Source organism: Seohaeicola sp., from assembly GCF_048006315.1.
Lineage (GTDB): Bacteria > Pseudomonadota > Alphaproteobacteria > Rhodobacterales > Rhodobacteraceae > Seohaeicola.
Genome location: NZ_CP180350.1, coordinates 2,339,536 through 2,355,298 on the forward strand (window position 1 = coordinate 2,339,536; position 15,763 = coordinate 2,355,298).

General features: G+C 59.6%; 15 protein-coding genes. 6 read left to right on the forward strand and 9 right to left on the reverse strand.

From position 1 onward, the window contains the following. Nucleotides 1-10: 10 nt before the first annotated feature. Nucleotides 11-475, forward strand: coding sequence for a PTS sugar transporter subunit IIA (locus ACMUJL_RS11825; RefSeq protein WP_068288371.1), 465 nt, complete (start codon nucleotides 11-13; stop codon nucleotides 473-475). Here ACMUJL_RS11825 and ACMUJL_RS11830 read toward each other — a convergent pair whose 3' ends face one another. From ACMUJL_RS11830 to cysQ, 8 genes are all read right to left on the reverse strand, one after another. After that, nucleotides 476-1,912 (reverse strand): sulfotransferase family 2 domain-containing protein, encoded by a 1,437-nt coding sequence (locus ACMUJL_RS11830; RefSeq protein WP_375573920.1) that lies wholly within the window; start codon nucleotides 1,910-1,912, stop codon nucleotides 476-478. Between the two features lie 2 nt (nucleotides 1,913-1,914). Continuing rightward, the gene (locus ACMUJL_RS11835) at nucleotides 1,915-3,612 is read right to left on the reverse strand and encodes a beta-1,6-N-acetylglucosaminyltransferase (RefSeq protein WP_416914272.1); all 1,698 of its coding nucleotides are present in this window, start codon (nucleotides 3,610-3,612) and stop codon (nucleotides 1,915-1,917) included. Then, nucleotides 3,609-4,619 (reverse strand): glycosyltransferase family 2 protein, encoded by a 1,011-nt coding sequence (locus ACMUJL_RS11840; protein WP_375568076.1) that lies wholly within the window; start codon nucleotides 4,617-4,619, stop codon nucleotides 3,609-3,611. The genes ACMUJL_RS11835 and ACMUJL_RS11840 overlap by 4 nt, the downstream gene beginning before the upstream one ends. A 50-nt stretch (nucleotides 4,620-4,669) precedes the next feature. Next, entirely contained in the window at nucleotides 4,670-5,878 is a 1,209-nt protein-coding gene (locus ACMUJL_RS11845) for a glycosyltransferase (RefSeq protein ID WP_416914273.1), read from the reverse strand. A 120-nt stretch (nucleotides 5,879-5,998) separates the two neighbouring features. Beyond that, nucleotides 5,999-6,892 (reverse strand): UTP--glucose-1-phosphate uridylyltransferase GalU, encoded by an 894-nt coding sequence (galU, locus tag ACMUJL_RS11850; protein WP_068288383.1) that lies wholly within the window; start codon nucleotides 6,890-6,892, stop codon nucleotides 5,999-6,001. 142 nt (nucleotides 6,893-7,034) lie between these two features. Further along, nucleotides 7,035-8,261, reverse strand: a complete 1,227-nt coding sequence (locus ACMUJL_RS11855; protein WP_068288386.1) for a glycosyltransferase family 2 protein — start codon at nucleotides 8,259-8,261, stop codon at nucleotides 7,035-7,037. A 22-nt stretch (nucleotides 8,262-8,283) separates the two neighbouring features. Beyond that, nucleotides 8,284-9,084 (reverse strand): 3-deoxy-manno-octulosonate cytidylyltransferase, encoded by an 801-nt coding sequence (locus tag ACMUJL_RS11860; protein ID WP_375568071.1) that lies wholly within the window; start codon nucleotides 9,082-9,084, stop codon nucleotides 8,284-8,286. Further along, nucleotides 9,084-9,881, reverse strand: a complete 798-nt coding sequence (gene cysQ, locus ACMUJL_RS11865; RefSeq protein ID WP_375568069.1) for a 3'(2'),5'-bisphosphate nucleotidase CysQ — start codon at nucleotides 9,879-9,881, stop codon at nucleotides 9,084-9,086. The genes ACMUJL_RS11860 and cysQ overlap by 1 nt, the downstream gene beginning before the upstream one ends. A gap of 147 nt (nucleotides 9,882-10,028) precedes the next feature. Here cysQ and ACMUJL_RS11870 point away from each other — a divergent pair, with 147 nt between their 5' ends. Next, the gene (locus tag ACMUJL_RS11870; RefSeq protein ID WP_068288394.1) at nucleotides 10,029-10,853 is read left to right on the forward strand and encodes an ABC transporter permease; all 825 of its coding nucleotides are present in this window, start codon (nucleotides 10,029-10,031) and stop codon (nucleotides 10,851-10,853) included. Here the strand turns inward: ACMUJL_RS11870 and ACMUJL_RS11875 are convergent, their stop codons facing one another. Continuing rightward, nucleotides 10,854-11,462, reverse strand: coding sequence for an alpha-ketoglutarate-dependent dioxygenase AlkB family protein (locus ACMUJL_RS11875; RefSeq protein ID WP_068288665.1), 609 nt, complete (start codon nucleotides 11,460-11,462; stop codon nucleotides 10,854-10,856). Nucleotides 11,463-11,704: 242 nt separating this feature from the next. Between ACMUJL_RS11875 and dnaK the strand changes: the two genes are divergently transcribed. The 4 genes from dnaK to ACMUJL_RS11895 all read left to right on the forward strand — a co-directional run bounded on the left by dnaK (nucleotide 11,705) and on the right by ACMUJL_RS11895 (nucleotide 15,731). Beyond that, nucleotides 11,705-13,621, forward strand: a complete 1,917-nt coding sequence (dnaK, locus tag ACMUJL_RS11880; RefSeq protein ID WP_375568066.1) for a molecular chaperone DnaK — start codon at nucleotides 11,705-11,707, stop codon at nucleotides 13,619-13,621. Nucleotides 13,622-13,692: 71 nt separating this feature from the next. After that, nucleotides 13,693-14,841, forward strand: a complete 1,149-nt coding sequence (dnaJ, locus tag ACMUJL_RS11885) for a molecular chaperone DnaJ (protein WP_068288400.1) — start codon at nucleotides 13,693-13,695, stop codon at nucleotides 14,839-14,841. 174 nt (nucleotides 14,842-15,015) lie between these two features. Then, nucleotides 15,016-15,306 carry a hypothetical protein gene (locus ACMUJL_RS11890; RefSeq protein WP_416914274.1) on the forward strand — a complete coding sequence of 97 codons (291 nt, stop codon included), beginning with the start codon at nucleotides 15,016-15,018 and terminating at the stop codon, nucleotides 15,304-15,306. 302 nt (nucleotides 15,307-15,608) lie between these two features. After that, nucleotides 15,609-15,731: a JAB domain-containing protein gene (locus tag ACMUJL_RS11895; protein ID WP_416914275.1), complete on the forward strand. Its 123-nt coding sequence runs from the start codon at nucleotides 15,609-15,611 to the stop codon at nucleotides 15,729-15,731. Nucleotides 15,732-15,763: the final 32 nt, after the last annotated feature.

The following is a 15,763-nucleotide window of genomic DNA, read 5'->3' on the forward strand; positions in this document are numbered from 1 at the left end:
CTGAGCGCGCATGAAGATTTCGACGATCCTCAGACCCGAGGCTGTAAAGGTCATCACCTCGGCAACGAGCAAGAAGCGGCTTCTTCATGATCTGGGAGAGCTGGCGGCATCGGTCTACAAGATCAATGCCGCCACGGCCGTCGAAGCCCTGATGGAACGCGAGACCCTGGGGCCGACCGGGGTAGGGCATGGCGTGGCCCTGCCACATGCACGCATTCCTGGGCTTGATTCCGTCCAGGGCGCCTTCATCCTGCTGGAAAAACCGATCGACTTCGACGCAGTTGACCGCGCGCCGGTCGACATCATCTTCGCCCTGTTCGCGCCAGAGGATGCCGGCGTCGAACACCTCAAGGCGCTGGCACTGGTGTCCCGCACCCTGCGCGAGCCGTCTGTCTGTACAAAGCTGCGTGCGAATACGGATCCCGTCACACTCTACACCATCCTGACCGAGGCGCAGACCGTTCAGGCGGCCTGATCAGGTATCTGACTGCCATGGCGCAAAGCCAAAGGTCGTGTAATCGCGTTGGTAGATCGCGCTGACCCTGTCCTCGATGTCCTGATCGTAGATTTCGGACAAAGCAAAAGGGCGGTCAGCAGGCGCATCTGGCGGGGTGGGCGGCTCTTCATGACCCATCTGCTGGGCGAGGGCTGGCAAGTAAACCTCGATCTCGTCCTCGCGCAGGATCATGTCAGGCAGCGTGAATTGCGCATAGCCTTGCAGAACCTGCAACTGGCTTGCCCAGGAGGCATCGACCCGAACCATGGTCTGCCCCGCCAGATTGGCCTTGAGGAAATCAAGAAACACCTTGAAGGCCGCGCGATGCGCGTCCGGCCCGTAGCCTGCATCGGGCAGGGTTTCAGGAATTTGCAACCCATGGGACTTTCGAAGGATCTTGCGGATTTCTGCAAAATGGCCGGGACCGGGGATCAGGATCTTCTCGCAGAATGCAGCATGGGCGCGGGCAACAGGGTGTCGCAGCACCGTGAAGCTACGATGCACGGAATGGCCGCGCATCCACTGGCGCAGGGTTTTCTGTGTGAACCTGGTCTGCAGGCGCGCGCTTTCGGTCTGGTCCAGCGCGGCCATCCAGTCCAGAACCTGGGTTTCCGGCCCGGACCTGATCGGCAAGTACAGCAACGGCGACCGGGCAGCGGCCACATATCCCGGCACGGCCGCACCCCGACGCGGTTCGAAATTCGGCGTGCGTGTCAGGTTGAAGCGGTCAAGCCGCGCCAGCGCATCGGCCATCTGGTCAAAATTCCGGACCTTTTCGGCAATCGGTTCGGGATTTTGTTTCTTGAGGCTCTCATCAAGGCTGTCCAACTGCTGCTCGATGCCCAGAAACCGGGCAAGCCCATTCATCACCGCCACATCCTGCAGGTCTTCATAGGCGACATAGAACGCCGTCTGCCCCGTGATTTGCAGCGCATGCAGCAAGGTGATCTGGAATTCCTGCAGGTCGGTCAGATGCGCCTCGAACTCGTCTCGGTCGAAAACCGCCAGCGCCTCTTTCCGCTTGGCGACATTGGTCAGTTTCCACTGTCCGGTGGCCTGCGCGATCTTGCGGGACACATAGCTGTCCACCGGATTGCGGGTCAGAATGATCTTGGCGCATCGTGGGTCGGACAAGGCGATGTCCAGCACCCTCTGATCGTGGTCATGAAAGAACCGGAACCCACCCAGGCCAGCCGTGCCGTGCTTGACCGCCTCGATCAACCGCTGCGGGTTGGCGTCGCGCATCGGCTGCGTGATCCCCAGGATTTCGGTGCGGTTCGGATATCCGATGAAATGTGGATTGAACGCCTCGCCATGGCAGGTCAGACCGTCATAGGCATTCAGGTTGGTTTCCAGGAAATTCGATCCCGTCCGCATTTCCGCGAAAACGATGAAGTAGTCAAAACGCCCCTGCATCATCAGCGCACCAGATAGGGTTTGCGTGGCGATTGGGGCGCATTGGGCATGTCACGCGCAACCGGAAAATCGCCCATCAGATAGGGGTGCATGCCCTGGTTCTTGAGGTTCTGCAGGAATTGACCGAAGCCATCCAGATCGACCATCTTCGGAACCTCTGCCAGACGCCGCAGGCTGCGATTTCCGATCTCATCGAGAATGGTCTGCAAGGGTTCCATCGGTGCCTCGATGAATTCGGCCATCGTCCATATCCGGACTTTCGCCTTGACGTAGGGCGAACGCAAGACGTTCAAATGTTCGCTTTCAATACGCTGGAGGAGGGCCGCATCCTTGCGGATATCCGCGAAATTCCGGTTGGACCGAAACAGCGGAACGGCCCAGGCGCCAGAAATGACCGAAACCTGTGCGTTCGGATCCTTAACGAAATCCCACGCGATATCCTGTATGTCCGCAGGGCCAAACTGAAAGCACTGCCTTTCACCGCGGGTGTTCCAGATCAGATTGCAAAGGAATGAGCGCGGATTGTAGTCGCGCAATGCCGCGCTGTCGGACAGTGCGCCGTTCATCAGGCTTTGACCGCCGGCGAATTCGACCCGGTCGGGCGCGAACAGATGACCATGCACACGCGCACTGGTCGCCTTGGCCAGCCACCCCTCGAAATCCTCGAAAAGGTCGGAAAAGCCTTCGAACACCGAATAGGGGCTGGATGTGATACCATTTTCCCAGCCTGGATTGGGAAAGCGGCTTTGCATGTAGAGACCGGCACGCCCGCGGGTCCGCCGCTCGACCGCCTTAGCAAAGATGCGGTCGATTTTCCCTGGGTTGGGCTCTGTCTTCTTCATTGCACCAGCGGCATCGGTCAGGAACACTTCGTAAAGACGGTTGGCATGAGGCCAGATCTTGCGCGCCACGAAACAGTCCGACCGCCGCAGCAATTGCAGGTGGTCATCATAGAAGATGTGCGGCTTGCCCTGGAAATCGAACTTGCTGAGGGTCAGCGAACGACTTTCGATATGGCCGGAATAGAGTTTGGCAAGCGACTGGAAATAACTTTCGTCGGGTATCCAGACGCGCTTGAAGAAAGTGTCATAGGTCGGGCGTTCCGGATCCTGCAAGATCGCGGACAGGGTCTGACGGGTCAGGCACCACCACTGGCTGCCCATGTGCGGAACCAGCCCGTTGGGCATCTTGCGTTTAAGGCCGATCTTGCGCTGCAGTTTGACGAAAGTATCGAACAGATACCTTTGACGCTTCCACGAGAAGGGAAAGCGCAAGGTGAAACGTTCCTGGTCCAGACCGCCAACGGTCCAGGGCACATCGGCCGTGGTCGCACTTTCGATGAAATCGGTTCTGGGGCGCGCGGCAAGATAGTCGATCAACTCCTGCACGGGGCGCAGCGGCAGGCAAGAGCCGGACGCAAGGTAGACATGGCGCACATCCGGGAATTCGGACAGCATCATCTCTGCCCCGGCTTGCGAGGCCGCGACGATGCCCCATGTCCCCCATTCACAGCGATGCCTTTTGCAGAAACGCACCTGCCTGAGGTCTGACAGCGCATCGACGAAGGCCGCATAGGTCTTTTTCGGAACGGATCTGTCGACATGGATCACAACCGGACAGCCCCCGGCCGCCCAGTGGCGGGCGACCTGTTCGGCCCGGCCAAGGGCCGTGTGCACCAGCATCACGATGCCGACGCTCATGCCCAGTTACCCTTGGACATGAGACCCAGAATCTCCAGCTGGCGCCAGTTGATGTACCTCTCGGACCACTTGCACCAGAGGTCCGGATCGTCTTGCAGGCTTTCGGCATAGGCCTTGTATTCAACCGACGCCGCGTAGTGCTGCTTGCGTGTCAGTTCCTCCTGCGCCTTTTCCGAAAAGGTATTCAGGAACTTGGCATGTAGAAGGACGCCGCTGGCCTTTTCGCCGCCCCACTCGTCATAGACAAGGTTCAAGCCGCGCGGCAACAGCATATGGGTCGAGCTGACATAGGCATAGCGCCTGTCCCACTTGACCAAGGGTATCTTGTTCAGCGCCGGTGCCTTTTCGGGCTTGTCCGCAAAGAACACGCGACTGCGGGGACCGCCCTGGATCCAGAGATTGCCGAACCGCTTGTTGCGCGTGATGCTGTAATTGCCCGCGTCGAACCAATTGGCGATCTCGATCGGGTCCTGACCCTGCCGATAGGGCTGCGCGCCGATCGGTCCCTTGGGATACATATCCAGGAGCATCGCCGCGAAAGACTTGATCGAAGACGCATCAAGCCAGTCGGTCAACGCTCTCAGAGAACGGGTATCGCAGAACGGGTAAATCAGGAATTCATCAGGATCGACGACAAGCGACCAATGCCCATGGGCATGTTGCATTTGCAGCCAGTTCAACCAGTCCACGCCAAAGCGCGCCCGCTTGTATCCGTGCCGGGTATGCCACACCGAAACATCGGGGTGTTCCGCAAGGTATTCCAAAGATCCGTCAGTGCTGTCGTTGTCCACCAACAGGAAGTGGTTCACGCCCATGTCACGGTAGTATTGAAGGAAATAGGGCAGCCGCAGCTGTTCATTCCGCAAAGTCGAGAACAGCAGGATATCACCCGGCTTGATCGCGCCCGTTCTGTTGGTCACAGACCGCAATTCGCGCCGCTTGCGCCATGCACGCAGCAACCAGCGCTTGCGCTGAAGCCTCAGACGATATGACTGCCAGACGCCCAATCCGTGCCTTCCCTACATCGCCAGACGCCATGCACACGCCTGACAACCAATCACAAACAGCTTAACACGGCGTTGAAATGGTCCTGCCAAAGGGGCGGTTTGAACCTGCTGCCTGCACACTGCCTGTCGTGCTGATCCGTAGTCAGCATCTCTAACTTATTGATCCAAAGATACCTATCATCAACGTTTGCGTAAATGGGATAATCACCAAGGATTTCACGATATATCCAAAGACTGTTGCAAATTACCGGCACACCCAGTGCAAGTGCCTCTGCCGGAGGCAGGCCAAAGCCTTCGGCGAAGCTGGGAAAGAGCCCGCCGCGAGACCGCAGGAGAAGCGCCGCGATCTGCCCGTCCGACAGGCCGGGCATCTCGAACACATGGCGCCCCACGAGCGGATCCTGATCGAGGCGCGCAAAAACCTCGCGGTTGTTCCAGCCACGCGCGCCGCAAATCAGCAACTGGGGCATTCTGTCTGCGGACCATCTCGCTGCCATCTCTGCCCAGAGATCCAGCAGAAAGATATGGTTCTTGCGCGGCTCGATCGTCCCGATCGTGATGAAACAGGGTCTGTTGCTGTCAAATCCGGAAGGGAAAGGCGGGTCACTCGCGGGTAGGGGTACATCCACACCCAGATGCGCGATCAGGGTTTCGGGGACAGGGCCAAACGGTTGCATGTGGCGGGTGACGTCGTCACGCGTCTGGGCAGAATTGCACAGGATCAGGCTTGCGTGACGCTGCACGCGTTTCAACATGTTCAAGAAAGTGTCAGGGGTCTGCTCTCGTTGATACTGCGGAAAATCAAGCGGGATGGTGTCGTGGATCATCACGACGATCCGAACACCGCATTCGGACCTTAATGCGTGAAGGACCCGATCCGACAGGTTGGCGTGACCGACATTCACATAGACTGTGCCGGTTGGAAGATGCCTTGCCAGCATCTTGCCAAGTCGCGATGGCAATGAACGTGCCAGCGCAAGGCGGCGGATATCGGATTCCGCGCTCTGACGGGCGTGGGTCAGGCCAGGGCGCAGACGGGATAGCATATCTGGCTTGCCCCATGGCTCTTGCCCCGCAAGCCTGTGGCGACAGGCTGTCAGGCCCTGATGATCCAGCAGCAGAAAGCCCCAGGCTGATCGCACCAAGCCAAAAACAGGGACTGAATTGGCCAGAAACGCATCAAGATAGGCCAGTTCGACCCTGTCGATCCCGGTAGGACGGCGTGCGGCGCGGCTGACCAGACGGGTCAGGTCAAGCAATCGCGCCGCAGCGGGTTCAGTCACTGTATCGCCCGGTTTGCGGCCTTGCGTGCATGCGAAGCTGAAAACCCTGCACCACCCGACACCAGAACCGCTTTCAACAATCAGCCCCCGAAGCTGTTACTCGGCCGCCAGATCCTGCGAGATGATCTCGCGCAGGTAACGTGCCAGATCATCCCTCAGATCGGGACGCGACAGGCCGAAAGACACGGTGGCCTGCAGAAACCCTGCTTTCGAGCCGCAATCGAAGCGTTGGCCACGGAAGCGGTAGCCATAGACCTTGCGACCTTCCTCGATCTCCTGGGCGATCGCGTCTGTCAGCTGGATCTCGCCACCGGCGCCCGTTTTCATCTTGTTCAGATTGTTCAGGATGTGAGGCGTCAGGATATAGCGGCCAATCACGGCCAGGTTGGACGGTTGCGTGCCAGCAGCAGGCTTTTCGACCATGCCCTTGACCGAAACAACCGTTCCCATGTCTTCCTGGATGTCGAGAATCCCGTAGGACGAGGCCCGTTCGGGGGCGACCTCCATCGCGGCGACGATGTTGCCACCGGTTTCGTTATAGGCTTCGACCATCTGCTGAAGGCATGGCTTTTCCGCCGCGATCACGTCATCGGGCAGGATCACGGCGAAAGGTTCGTCTGCAATCAACCTGCGGGCGCACCAGACAGCGTGGCCAAGGCCCAGGGCCTTGTGCTGGCGGATATAGGCGATTGCACCGCTGTCCATGTTCGTTGTCTTGAGGATGTCCAGAAGTTCGGTCTTGCCCTTTTTGCGCAGCTCCGACTCGAGTTGCGGCGCATGATCGAAGTAATCTTCAAGCGCGCCTTTTCCCCGCGACGTCACAAAGATGAACTCCTTGATACCGGCCGCGCGCGCTTCATCGATCGCGTATTGGATCAACGGCCGGTCAACCAGCGTCATAATCTCCTTCGGCACAGATTTCGTCGCGGGCAGGAAGCGCGTTCCCAGGCCAGCGACAGGAAAAATGGCTTTTGTGAGTTTCTTCCGCATTCCTCGTATCCTTGACAAACAACCGCAGCAGGCGGTGCATATATACTACGCTCATTATCACCCTTTTGGATAGAGAGGCACGTCAAAAGGTGAAGAAACAGCCGTTTTTCACCGATCCTGCCAAAGATCGGCAACCAGTGCCTCAGAACCGGACAGCGCCGATCCGTTCGACCTCTCTGGCGACGCGCGTCTTCAGGCGTCCGACACGGAAAAGCGGATCGCTCCGATCGCTGCGTCCGAACACACCGCCTGTCTGTTCCCAGTATCCGGCGGGATCGAACCTGACCCTGTGATAGAGCGTCGTGCGCGACAGCAGGAAAAGCGACACCGTGTGCCCCTGTTCCGCCAATCGCCTTGCCTGATCCCGCAGGGTGCGTTCCTGTGTCAGATACCCTTGCACAATGCGGTGACCGGATGAAAACAGGCTCTGAAACGGCAGGAAATCGGCTTGAGGGTCCGGCATCGGCGTCGGTGCCGTCAGGTTGCGCAGGCGACCTTCCGCAAGACCTTCGGACCATCCCTGCAGCAAGCGGCGAATGTCGCGTGGTTCTTGCTGCCCGGCAATCATCTGCGACAGAAGGCGCTTGCGTTGATCGGCCATGGCTGCGCCAAGCGTCGCGTCATGGCGCGCCGATGGGCAATGTTTTCTGAGGAAAACAACCGTAGAGGCCGCAATCTGGCGCAGATCCCGCACCGTTCTGTCCCTGCGGCGTCGGGGGCTTGCCGCATATCCGTGATGGACCTGGGCCAAGGGGACGATCGCGGTGGAAAATCCAAGCGCGGCCAGACGCATGTTCACATCGGTTTCGTCCAGATAGAAATGGAACGCGGGATCGAAGCCACCCATGCGCGCCAGAACTTCGCGCCGCAGGGCCATATTGGTGCCTTCGGTTTTCACGGCCCATCCGGGCGGCGGCGTCAAGACCGTGGGATTCCGCTGGTTCAGTGTCACATCCTGGGCGGTTCCGGTCTGATCCACGATGCGACCGCGCCATTGAAAGGAGATCCCGTTTCGTCCCAGAACATAGCCACCTGCGGCCGCGACACCCGGATCGACAAAGGGCCGGACCAGATGATCAAGCCATCTTGGTTCGGGAACGGCGTCGTCATCCAGGAAGGCCACGATCTGGCCTGCGGCCTGTGCGATACCCCGATTGCGGGCCGCTGCGATATTCGGCTCGTCAAAGGCAACCGGTTTTATGAACCCGGAAAACGGCAGACGGCTTACGGCCTCAAGACCGGCTTGATCGGCGACCACGATGACCTCGTAGGTCGGATAGGTCAGGCGCGCGACAGCAGCAAGGCACAGCGACAAGGCCGCCGGCCTTTGCCGACTGACGATGACAATGCTGACCTGCGGCTGCGTCATTCCATGCCCATTTCCGCCATCGTCATTCCATGCCCATTTCCGCCATCATGGTTTCAAGCCGCGCCACATCCTCTGGGTTGTTCAACTCCCAGAACTGACGACCGCGCGCCTCGACCTCGACGCAAAGGATCCTGCGGCCATTTTCAAGGAACCTGAGCTGTTCAAGCCCTTCGAGTGTCTCCAGCGGACCAGTCGGCCAGCCCATGTAATCGGCCAGCGCGGCCGGCCTGTAGGCGTAGACGCCGACATGATGGAAAACGGGCGTATCCTCGTCCTGCGCATAGCGGCGCGAGGTGAAGGGGATAACCTCTTTCGAGAAATACAATGCGTGTCTGTTCTGGCTGAAAACGGCCGTCGTGCCGCCGACGCGACCGTTCCTGCGATCCTCGAGGAATCCGTTCAGGGCGCGACCGTCGCAGCGCAGAACCGGCGTGGCCACCTGTGCCGCAGGATCTGCATCGAGGCCTGCAATCAGGTCTTCGACGAACCAAGGCGGCGTCAGCGGTGCATCCCCTTGCAGGTTCACGACCATGTCGAAACCAAGGCCCAGCGCCGCATGCGCCTCGGCGCAGCGTTCGGTTCCGTTCTGGCAATCGCTCGAGGTCATGACGACCTCTGCGCCAAAGGCCTCGGCGGCTGTGCGGATACGGTCATCATCCGTGGCCACGACGACCCTGTCGGCCCCGCGGACCTGCATCGCGGCGCGCCAGGAGCGTTCGATCAGGGTCTGTTTATCCCCGTTTGCGCCGGTCAGTGCGACCAGTGGCTTGCCAGGGTAACGGGTCGAGGCATAGCGGGCGGGAATGACGATCAGGACTGTCATCAGGGTCTCTTCAACTCAACTCCGGGGGCGTAGGCGATGAAAAACGGATTTGCATAGCCTTCCTTGCCATAGGTCAGGGGTGCATGATCGTCGAAGCGGACAACATCGCCCCCGGCGCCGCGCAAAACAGCGTGGCCTGCTGCGGTATCCCACTCCATCGTGCGCCCTACCCTCGGGTAAAGATCGGCCTCACCCGTGGCGACAAGACAGAACTTGAGCGATGACCCCGCGCTGGTCATGTCCCTGACCGCATATTTCGCGATGTAGTCATCCGTCGCCTGATCCCTGTGCGACTTTGACGCCACCACCATCAGCCCCGCGTTGTCAGGCGTTCCGATCCGGATCGGGGCGACCTCGCCCATCTTCGCGGGATCGAGTGCGCCTGTTTCCTCGACCGCGGTGCCGTCGGCGAGGGTAAAGAACATCCGCTCGCGTGCCGGGGCATAAACGACACCACGTGTCGGCACACCAGTCTCCACATAGGCTATATTGACCGTGAAGTCGCCGCGCCGATTGACAAACTCCTTGGTTCCGTCAAGCGGATCGACAATCAGGAACCTGTCAGCCTTATGCAAGTGCGAGGCGGCCTGTTCCTCTGTCACAAGGGTTATGTCGGGAAAGGCCGCCCGCAAGCCAGCTGAGATCAGGGCATCCGCCGCTTCATCCGCTTCGGTCACGGGGCTTGCGTCAGACTTCACCTTGACCTCGAAATCGTCGGCTTCGTAGATCTTCATGATGACCTCGCCGGCCTCGATGGACAGGCGGCGCATGACCTCGGTCAGTTTCTGGTAATCCAATCACATACTCCCACAATCTTCGTGCCCTTTCGGGCAGGATTGTTGTTCTCTTTACGTCCTCCCCTTATGCTGAACCGGTGGCAGATCGGCAAGTGTCCCGGAACGGACCGATGGATCACACAGGCATCAGGCAGGCAGTAACCGGTTATGTTTCAGCATTCCAACTTCAGGCAGACAGGTCTTGGCGCCGCGGTCACGATTGCCGAACTGATCTACCACAGCATCGTGCGCAACATCCGCAAGTCACATGGCAATGCGCTGCTGTCGATTCTGACCAACATGATGCAGGCGGCGGTCTTCGTTCTTGCGTTCTACGTCATGTTTACCCTTCTTGGCCTGCGCGGGGCGGCGCTGCGTGGTGATTTCATGCTCTACATCATGTCGGGCATTTTCCTGTACATGACCCATACCAAGACGCTGGGTGCCGTAGTCGGATCGGAAGGACCGGCATCCCCCATGATGAAACATGCGCCCCTCAACACGATCATCGTGATTGCCGCGGCGGCGCTTGGCACGCTCTACATCCAGGTGCTGTCGCTTGTGGTGATCCTGTTCGGCTACCATACGCTGTTCACACCCATCACGATCGATCAGCCCGTTCCGGCCTTCGGGATGCTTCTGATCGCGTGGTACACGGGCCTGTCGCTGGGTGTGCTGCTGTTGTCGATCAAGCCGTGGTTTCCCACTTTCGTCAGTATCTTCACGACGATCTATCAGCGCGCGAACATGATCGCCTCGGGCAAGATGTTCGTGGCCAACACGCTGCCCGCCTTCATGCTGGCCTTGTTCGACTGGAATCCGCTGTTTCACGCCATCGACCAGGCGCGCGGCTTTGTCTTCATCAACTACACACCGCGCTACAGCTCTTATGAGTATGCCATCATCGTCGGCACGGTCCTTTTGATGATCGGGTTGATGGGTGAATTCTACACCCGCCGCCACGCCTCGGTCAGCTGGAGCGCGCGGCGCTGATCAATCGACGACCCGCAGCGTCAGGTTGATGCGCCCGGCTTTCGGCAAAAGCCGCGAAGACCCGAAACGGATGCGATCGACACCGTGGAACGCCATGCGCGCGGCGCCGCCCATCCGCAGAACATCACCTGATTTCAGCCAGACCGACGCCGTGGGCTCGCCCTTTCGGGTGCCTCCGACACGGAACAGACCATCATCGCCCAATGACAGGGACAGAACCGGCCATGAAAAATCACGCTCGTCCTTGTCCTGGTGAAGACCCATGCGGGCCCCTTCCCCGTAGAAGTTGATCAGACAGCAATCAGGCGCGCGGACCGGGTCGACCAGATCATGCCAAAGGTCAAGGACGGATGCGGGGATCGCCGGCCAGGCCGTCCCCTGGGGGTGGTGATCCTGATAGCGGTAGCCTGCCCTGTCGGACACCCAACCCAGACGCCCGGCCGAGGTCATGCGGACCGACATCGGCTTGCCACCAGAGGTAACGGGCGAAAACAAGGGCGCCGCGCGGATCACCTCGCGCAGGTCATCAAGCAATGCAATCTGCTTGTCGCGGTCCATATGGCCCTGGAAGATATCGATGCCCTTGAGGGTCATCGTGGGTTCGGTCATCCTTGTGTCCTTGATGATTGCCGCCTTGCGAAGGGGCGTGCGGGTCAATTTTACCCCTGAATCCCTAAAAGGCCACAGGTACGGTGCTTGCAGGCCCTTGGACCCCTCCTTATATACGCTCGGAAGCGTGATGAACGACCTTGTGGAAGTGCAGGCCGTCATCACAAACAGGATCGGGGTGTGGATGCCGGAACGGGTCTGAACCTCGTGTCATCGCCTTGAAGTCAGAAGGGATCGAAAACATGGCCAAAGTCATTGGTATTGACCTGGGAACCACCAACAGCTGTATCGCCATCATGGATGGCAGCCAGCCGCGCGTGATCGAGAATTCGGAAGGTGCACGCACCACGCCCTCGATCGTCGCCTTCACCGAAAACGAGCGCCTTGTCGGCCAGCCGGCCAAGCGTCAGGCCGTCACCAACCCGGACAACACGATCTTCGGCGTGAAGCGCCTGATCGGTCGCCGGTTCGATGACACGGATCTGGCCAAGGACAAGAAGAACCTGCCGTTCTCGTTGATCGATGGCGGCAATGGCGACGCCTGGGTGAAAGCCCGCGGCGAGAAATACAGCCCCTCGCAGATTTCCGCCTTCATCCTTGGCAAGATGAAGGAAACCGCCGAATCCTATCTCGGCGAAGAGGTGACGCAGGCCGTCATCACCGTGCCCGCCTATTTCAATGACGCACAGCGTCAGGCAACCAAGGACGCCGGCAAGATCGCAGGCCTTGAAGTGCTGCGCATCATCAACGAACCGACTGCCGCTGCACTGGCCTATGGCCTGGACAAGAAAGACAGCCAGATCATCGCGGTCTATGACCTTGGTGGTGGTACGTTCGACGTCACCATCCTCGAGATCGACGATGGCCTGTTCGAGGTGAAGTCCACCAATGGCGACACGTTCCTTGGTGGCGAAGACTTCGACATGCGGATCGTCAACTACCTGGCGGACGAGTTCAAGAAAGAACATGGCGTCGACCTGACGCTCGACAAGATGGCGCTGCAGCGTCTGAAGGAAGCCGCCGAAAAGGCCAAGATCGAGCTGTCTTCTTCCAGCCAGACCGAAATCAACCAGCCGTTCATTTCGATGAACAGCGCGACCGGCCAGCCGCTTCACCTTGTGATGAAACTGACCCGCGCCAAGCTGGAAAGCCTGGTGAACGACCTGATCAAGGCGTCGATGAAGCCCTGCCAGGCGGCTCTCAAGGATGCGGGCCTGACCACGGCCGATATCGACGAGGTGGTTCTGGTCGGCGGTATGACCCGTATGCCCAAGGTCGTGGAAGAGGTGACCAAGTTCTTCGGCAAGGAGCCCCACAAGGGCGTTAACCCCGATGAGGTCGTGGCACTGGGCGCCGCCATTCAGGCCGGCGTGCTTCAGGGCGACGTCAAGGATGTCGTTCTGCTGGACGTCACTCCGCTTTCGCTGGGCATCGAAACACTGGGCGGCGTGTTCACCCGCCTGATCGATCGCAATACCACGATCCCGACCAAGAAAAGCCAGGTCTTCTCGACCGCCGAGGACAATCAGAACGCGGTGACCATCCGCGTGTTCCAGGGCGAGCGGGAAATGGCGGCCGACAACAAGATGCTGGGCCAGTTCAACCTTGAAAACATCCCGCCGGCCCCGCGCGGCATGCCGCAGATCGAGGTGACATTCGATATTGACGCCAACGGCATCGTGTCCGTCAGCGCCAAGGACAAAGGCACCGGCAAGGAACAGAAGATCACGATCCAGGCCTCGGGTGGCCTCAGCGATGATGATATCGAAAAGATGGTCAAGGACGCCGAGGAGAACGCCGAGGCGGACAAGAAGCGTCGTGAACTGGTGGAAGCCCGCAACCAGGCGGAAAGCCTGATCCACTCGACCGAGAAGTCGATGGAAGAGCATGGCGACAAGGTGGATCCGACGACCATCGAAGCCATCGAACTGGCCATTGCCGCGCTGAAGGACGATCTGGAAACCGACAAGGCCGACAAGATCAAGTCGGGCATCCAGAACGTGACCGAAGCGGCGATGAAACTGGGCGAAGCCATCTACAAGTCCAGCCAGGACGGTGATGACGACGAACCGATGTCCTCGCAGGGTCCGCGTGGCAACGATGATGACGACATCGTCGATGCGGACTTTGAAGATCTGGGCGACAACAAGCGCTCGTAAGCGTTTCGCGGAACACGGGGGCCGGTCCAATCCGGGCCGGCCCTTACCGTTCCACATGAGGGGGATCCCCAATGGCAAAACGTGACTATTACGACGTGCTTGGTGTGGCACGCGGCGCCTCGGCAGAAGAGATCAAGAAGGCGTATCGCACCAAGGCGAAAGAGCTGCATCCAGACCGCAACGCCGACAACCCCGAAGCCGAAGCCCAATTCAAGGAAGCCAACGAGGCTTATGAGGTTCTGAAGGACGCCGAGAAAAAGGCGGCCTATGACCGTTTTGGTCATGCTGCCTTTGAAGGGGGCATGGGCGGCGGTGGCGGTCGTCCCGGTGGCTACGGCGGAAACCAGGGTGACTTTGCCAGCGCGTTTTCAGATGTGTTCGACGATCTTTTCGGCGACTTCATGGGTGGGCGCGGCGGTGGTCGTGGACGCGCCGCACGCGGTGCCGATCTGCGCTACAACCTGCGTGTATCGCTGGAAGACGCCTATTCCGGCCTTCAGAAGACCATCAATGTCCCGACATCGGTGTCCTGCTCGTCCTGCAGCGGGTCCGGTGCCGAGGGCGGCGCCGAGCCGCAGACCTGCCCGACCTGTTCCGGCATGGGAAAAGTGCGTGCGCAACAGGGTTTCTTCACGGTTGAACGCACCTGTCCGACCTGCAGCGGTCTGGGCCAGATCATCAAGAACCCTTGCAAGGCTTGCGCCGGTCAGGGTCGCGTACACAAGGATCGCGCGCTTTCGGTGAATATCCCCGCAGGCGTCGAGACGGGAACCCGTATTCGTCTTGCCGGCGAGGGGGAAGCCGGGATGCGCGGGGGGCCGTCCGGTGATCTGTACATCTTTATCGAAGTGACCAAACACGATCTGTTCGAGCGCGAGAATACCAACCTGTTCTGCCGCGTTCCTGTGTCCATGACGACAGCGGCACTTGGTGGCGACATCGAAGTACCGACGATCGATGGTGGTCGCAGCCGCGTGAAGATCCCGGCCGGCAGCCAGTCGGGGCGGCAGATGCGTCTGCGGTCGAAGGGCATGCCCGCGCTGCGCGGTGGACCGGCCGGCGACATGTTCATCGAACTTGCCGTTGAAACGCCGGTCAATCTGACCAGCCGCCAGAAAGAGCTTCTGCGCGAGTTCGAAGCCCTGTCCGAGGACAACAACCCCGAAAGCAAGAGCTTCTTTTCTTCGGTCAAGACATTCTGGGACAGCATGAAGGGCTAAACCCCGTCTTTCATCCTGTCCAAAAGGGGGCGCCCAGCATGATGTCGGGTGCCCCCTTCTGCTTTTGGTGCAGATGAATTTATCGACAGGATCTCATACTGGATTAACCGTTGTTCAACCAATGCACGCGAAACTGCAGGGATGAAACAGCATCGCGCCTTTTCCGAATCTCCCATGCCGCTCTTCGATTGTGACGAGGCGCAGGCGGTCGCACCCCTGCCCCGTGGCAAGCTGCCCTCCTACATCGGTGCGCATCGCAAGCGACTGCGGGAACGGTTTCTTGCTGGCGGTGCCGCAGCCCTGCCAGATTATGAAATGCTGGAACTGATCCTGTTCCGCGCCATTCCGCGCCAGGATGTCAAACCGCTGGCGCACCAGTTGCTTGACGCCTTTGGTGATAGTTGCAACCGCGTCCTTTCGGCCCTGCTGCGCGGCTGTCCCGGCGAAGTGGAAGGTCGTGGGTGACGCGGACAGATTCCACCGAATGAAAATACATGAAGCCGCCGCGACCAACGTCTTGACACCGGTCGCGGATTCTGCAACGCGCGATGATCGGCTTGGCCAGTTGACGGACCTGGTCGGTTCGTTCGACTACTGTCACACGACGATGGCGCAGAGGGACACCGGAGCTCAGTTCAAGGGCTCCTTTACCTGGATCGGAAGACACCGTAGCCTTGTCGGCGGATGCGGCGCAGACACAGGGAACCGTGGATCACGTGCCAGTCTTCCCGAACGCGAAGCATGGTCAAGCGCCAGCTACTTGAACCATGAACGCCTCGGCATTGATCCTTGAATGCATCAAGCCATCCGTCGGGCGACCCAACCCATCAGACGCTGACATCATGATGACCCAGCAAATCAAGGACCGCGCGCTGAGGCGCTTGGCCTGACTGAACTGGCATGATCATCTTCAGTGATCGGA

Bases quoted from the DNA above. Each gene is read 5' to 3' on its own strand.
- ACMUJL_RS11825 (WP_068288371.1), top strand. From the start codon at position 11: ATGAAGATTTCGACGATCCTCAGACCCGAGGCTGTAAAGGTCATCACC.
- ACMUJL_RS11830 (WP_375573920.1), bottom strand. From the start codon at position 1,912: ATGCAGGGGCGTTTTGACTACTTCATCGTTTTCGCGGAAATGCGGACG.
- ACMUJL_RS11835 (WP_416914272.1), bottom strand. From the start codon at position 3,612: ATGAGCGTCGGCATCGTGATGCTGGTGCACACGGCCCTTGGCCGGGCC.
- galU (WP_068288383.1), bottom strand. From the start codon at position 6,892: ATGCGGAAGAAACTCACAAAAGCCATTTTTCCTGTCGCTGGCCTGGGA.
- ACMUJL_RS11855 (WP_068288386.1), bottom strand. From the start codon at position 8,261: ATGACGCAGCCGCAGGTCAGCATTGTCATCGTCAGTCGGCAAAGGCCG.
- ACMUJL_RS11860 (WP_375568071.1), bottom strand. From the start codon at position 9,084: ATGACAGTCCTGATCGTCATTCCCGCCCGCTATGCCTCGACCCGTTAC.
- ACMUJL_RS11870 (WP_068288394.1), top strand. From the start codon at position 10,029: ATGTTTCAGCATTCCAACTTCAGGCAGACAGGTCTTGGCGCCGCGGTC.
- ACMUJL_RS11875 (WP_068288665.1), bottom strand. From the start codon at position 11,462: ATGACCGAACCCACGATGACCCTCAAGGGCATCGATATCTTCCAGGGC.
- dnaK (WP_375568066.1), top strand. From the start codon at position 11,705: ATGGCCAAAGTCATTGGTATTGACCTGGGAACCACCAACAGCTGTATC.
- dnaJ (WP_068288400.1), top strand. From the start codon at position 13,693: ATGGCAAAACGTGACTATTACGACGTGCTTGGTGTGGCACGCGGCGCC.
- ACMUJL_RS11890 (WP_416914274.1), top strand. From the start codon at position 15,016: ATGCCGCTCTTCGATTGTGACGAGGCGCAGGCGGTCGCACCCCTGCCC.
- ACMUJL_RS11895 (WP_416914275.1), top strand. From the start codon at position 15,609: ATGAACGCCTCGGCATTGATCCTTGAATGCATCAAGCCATCCGTCGGG.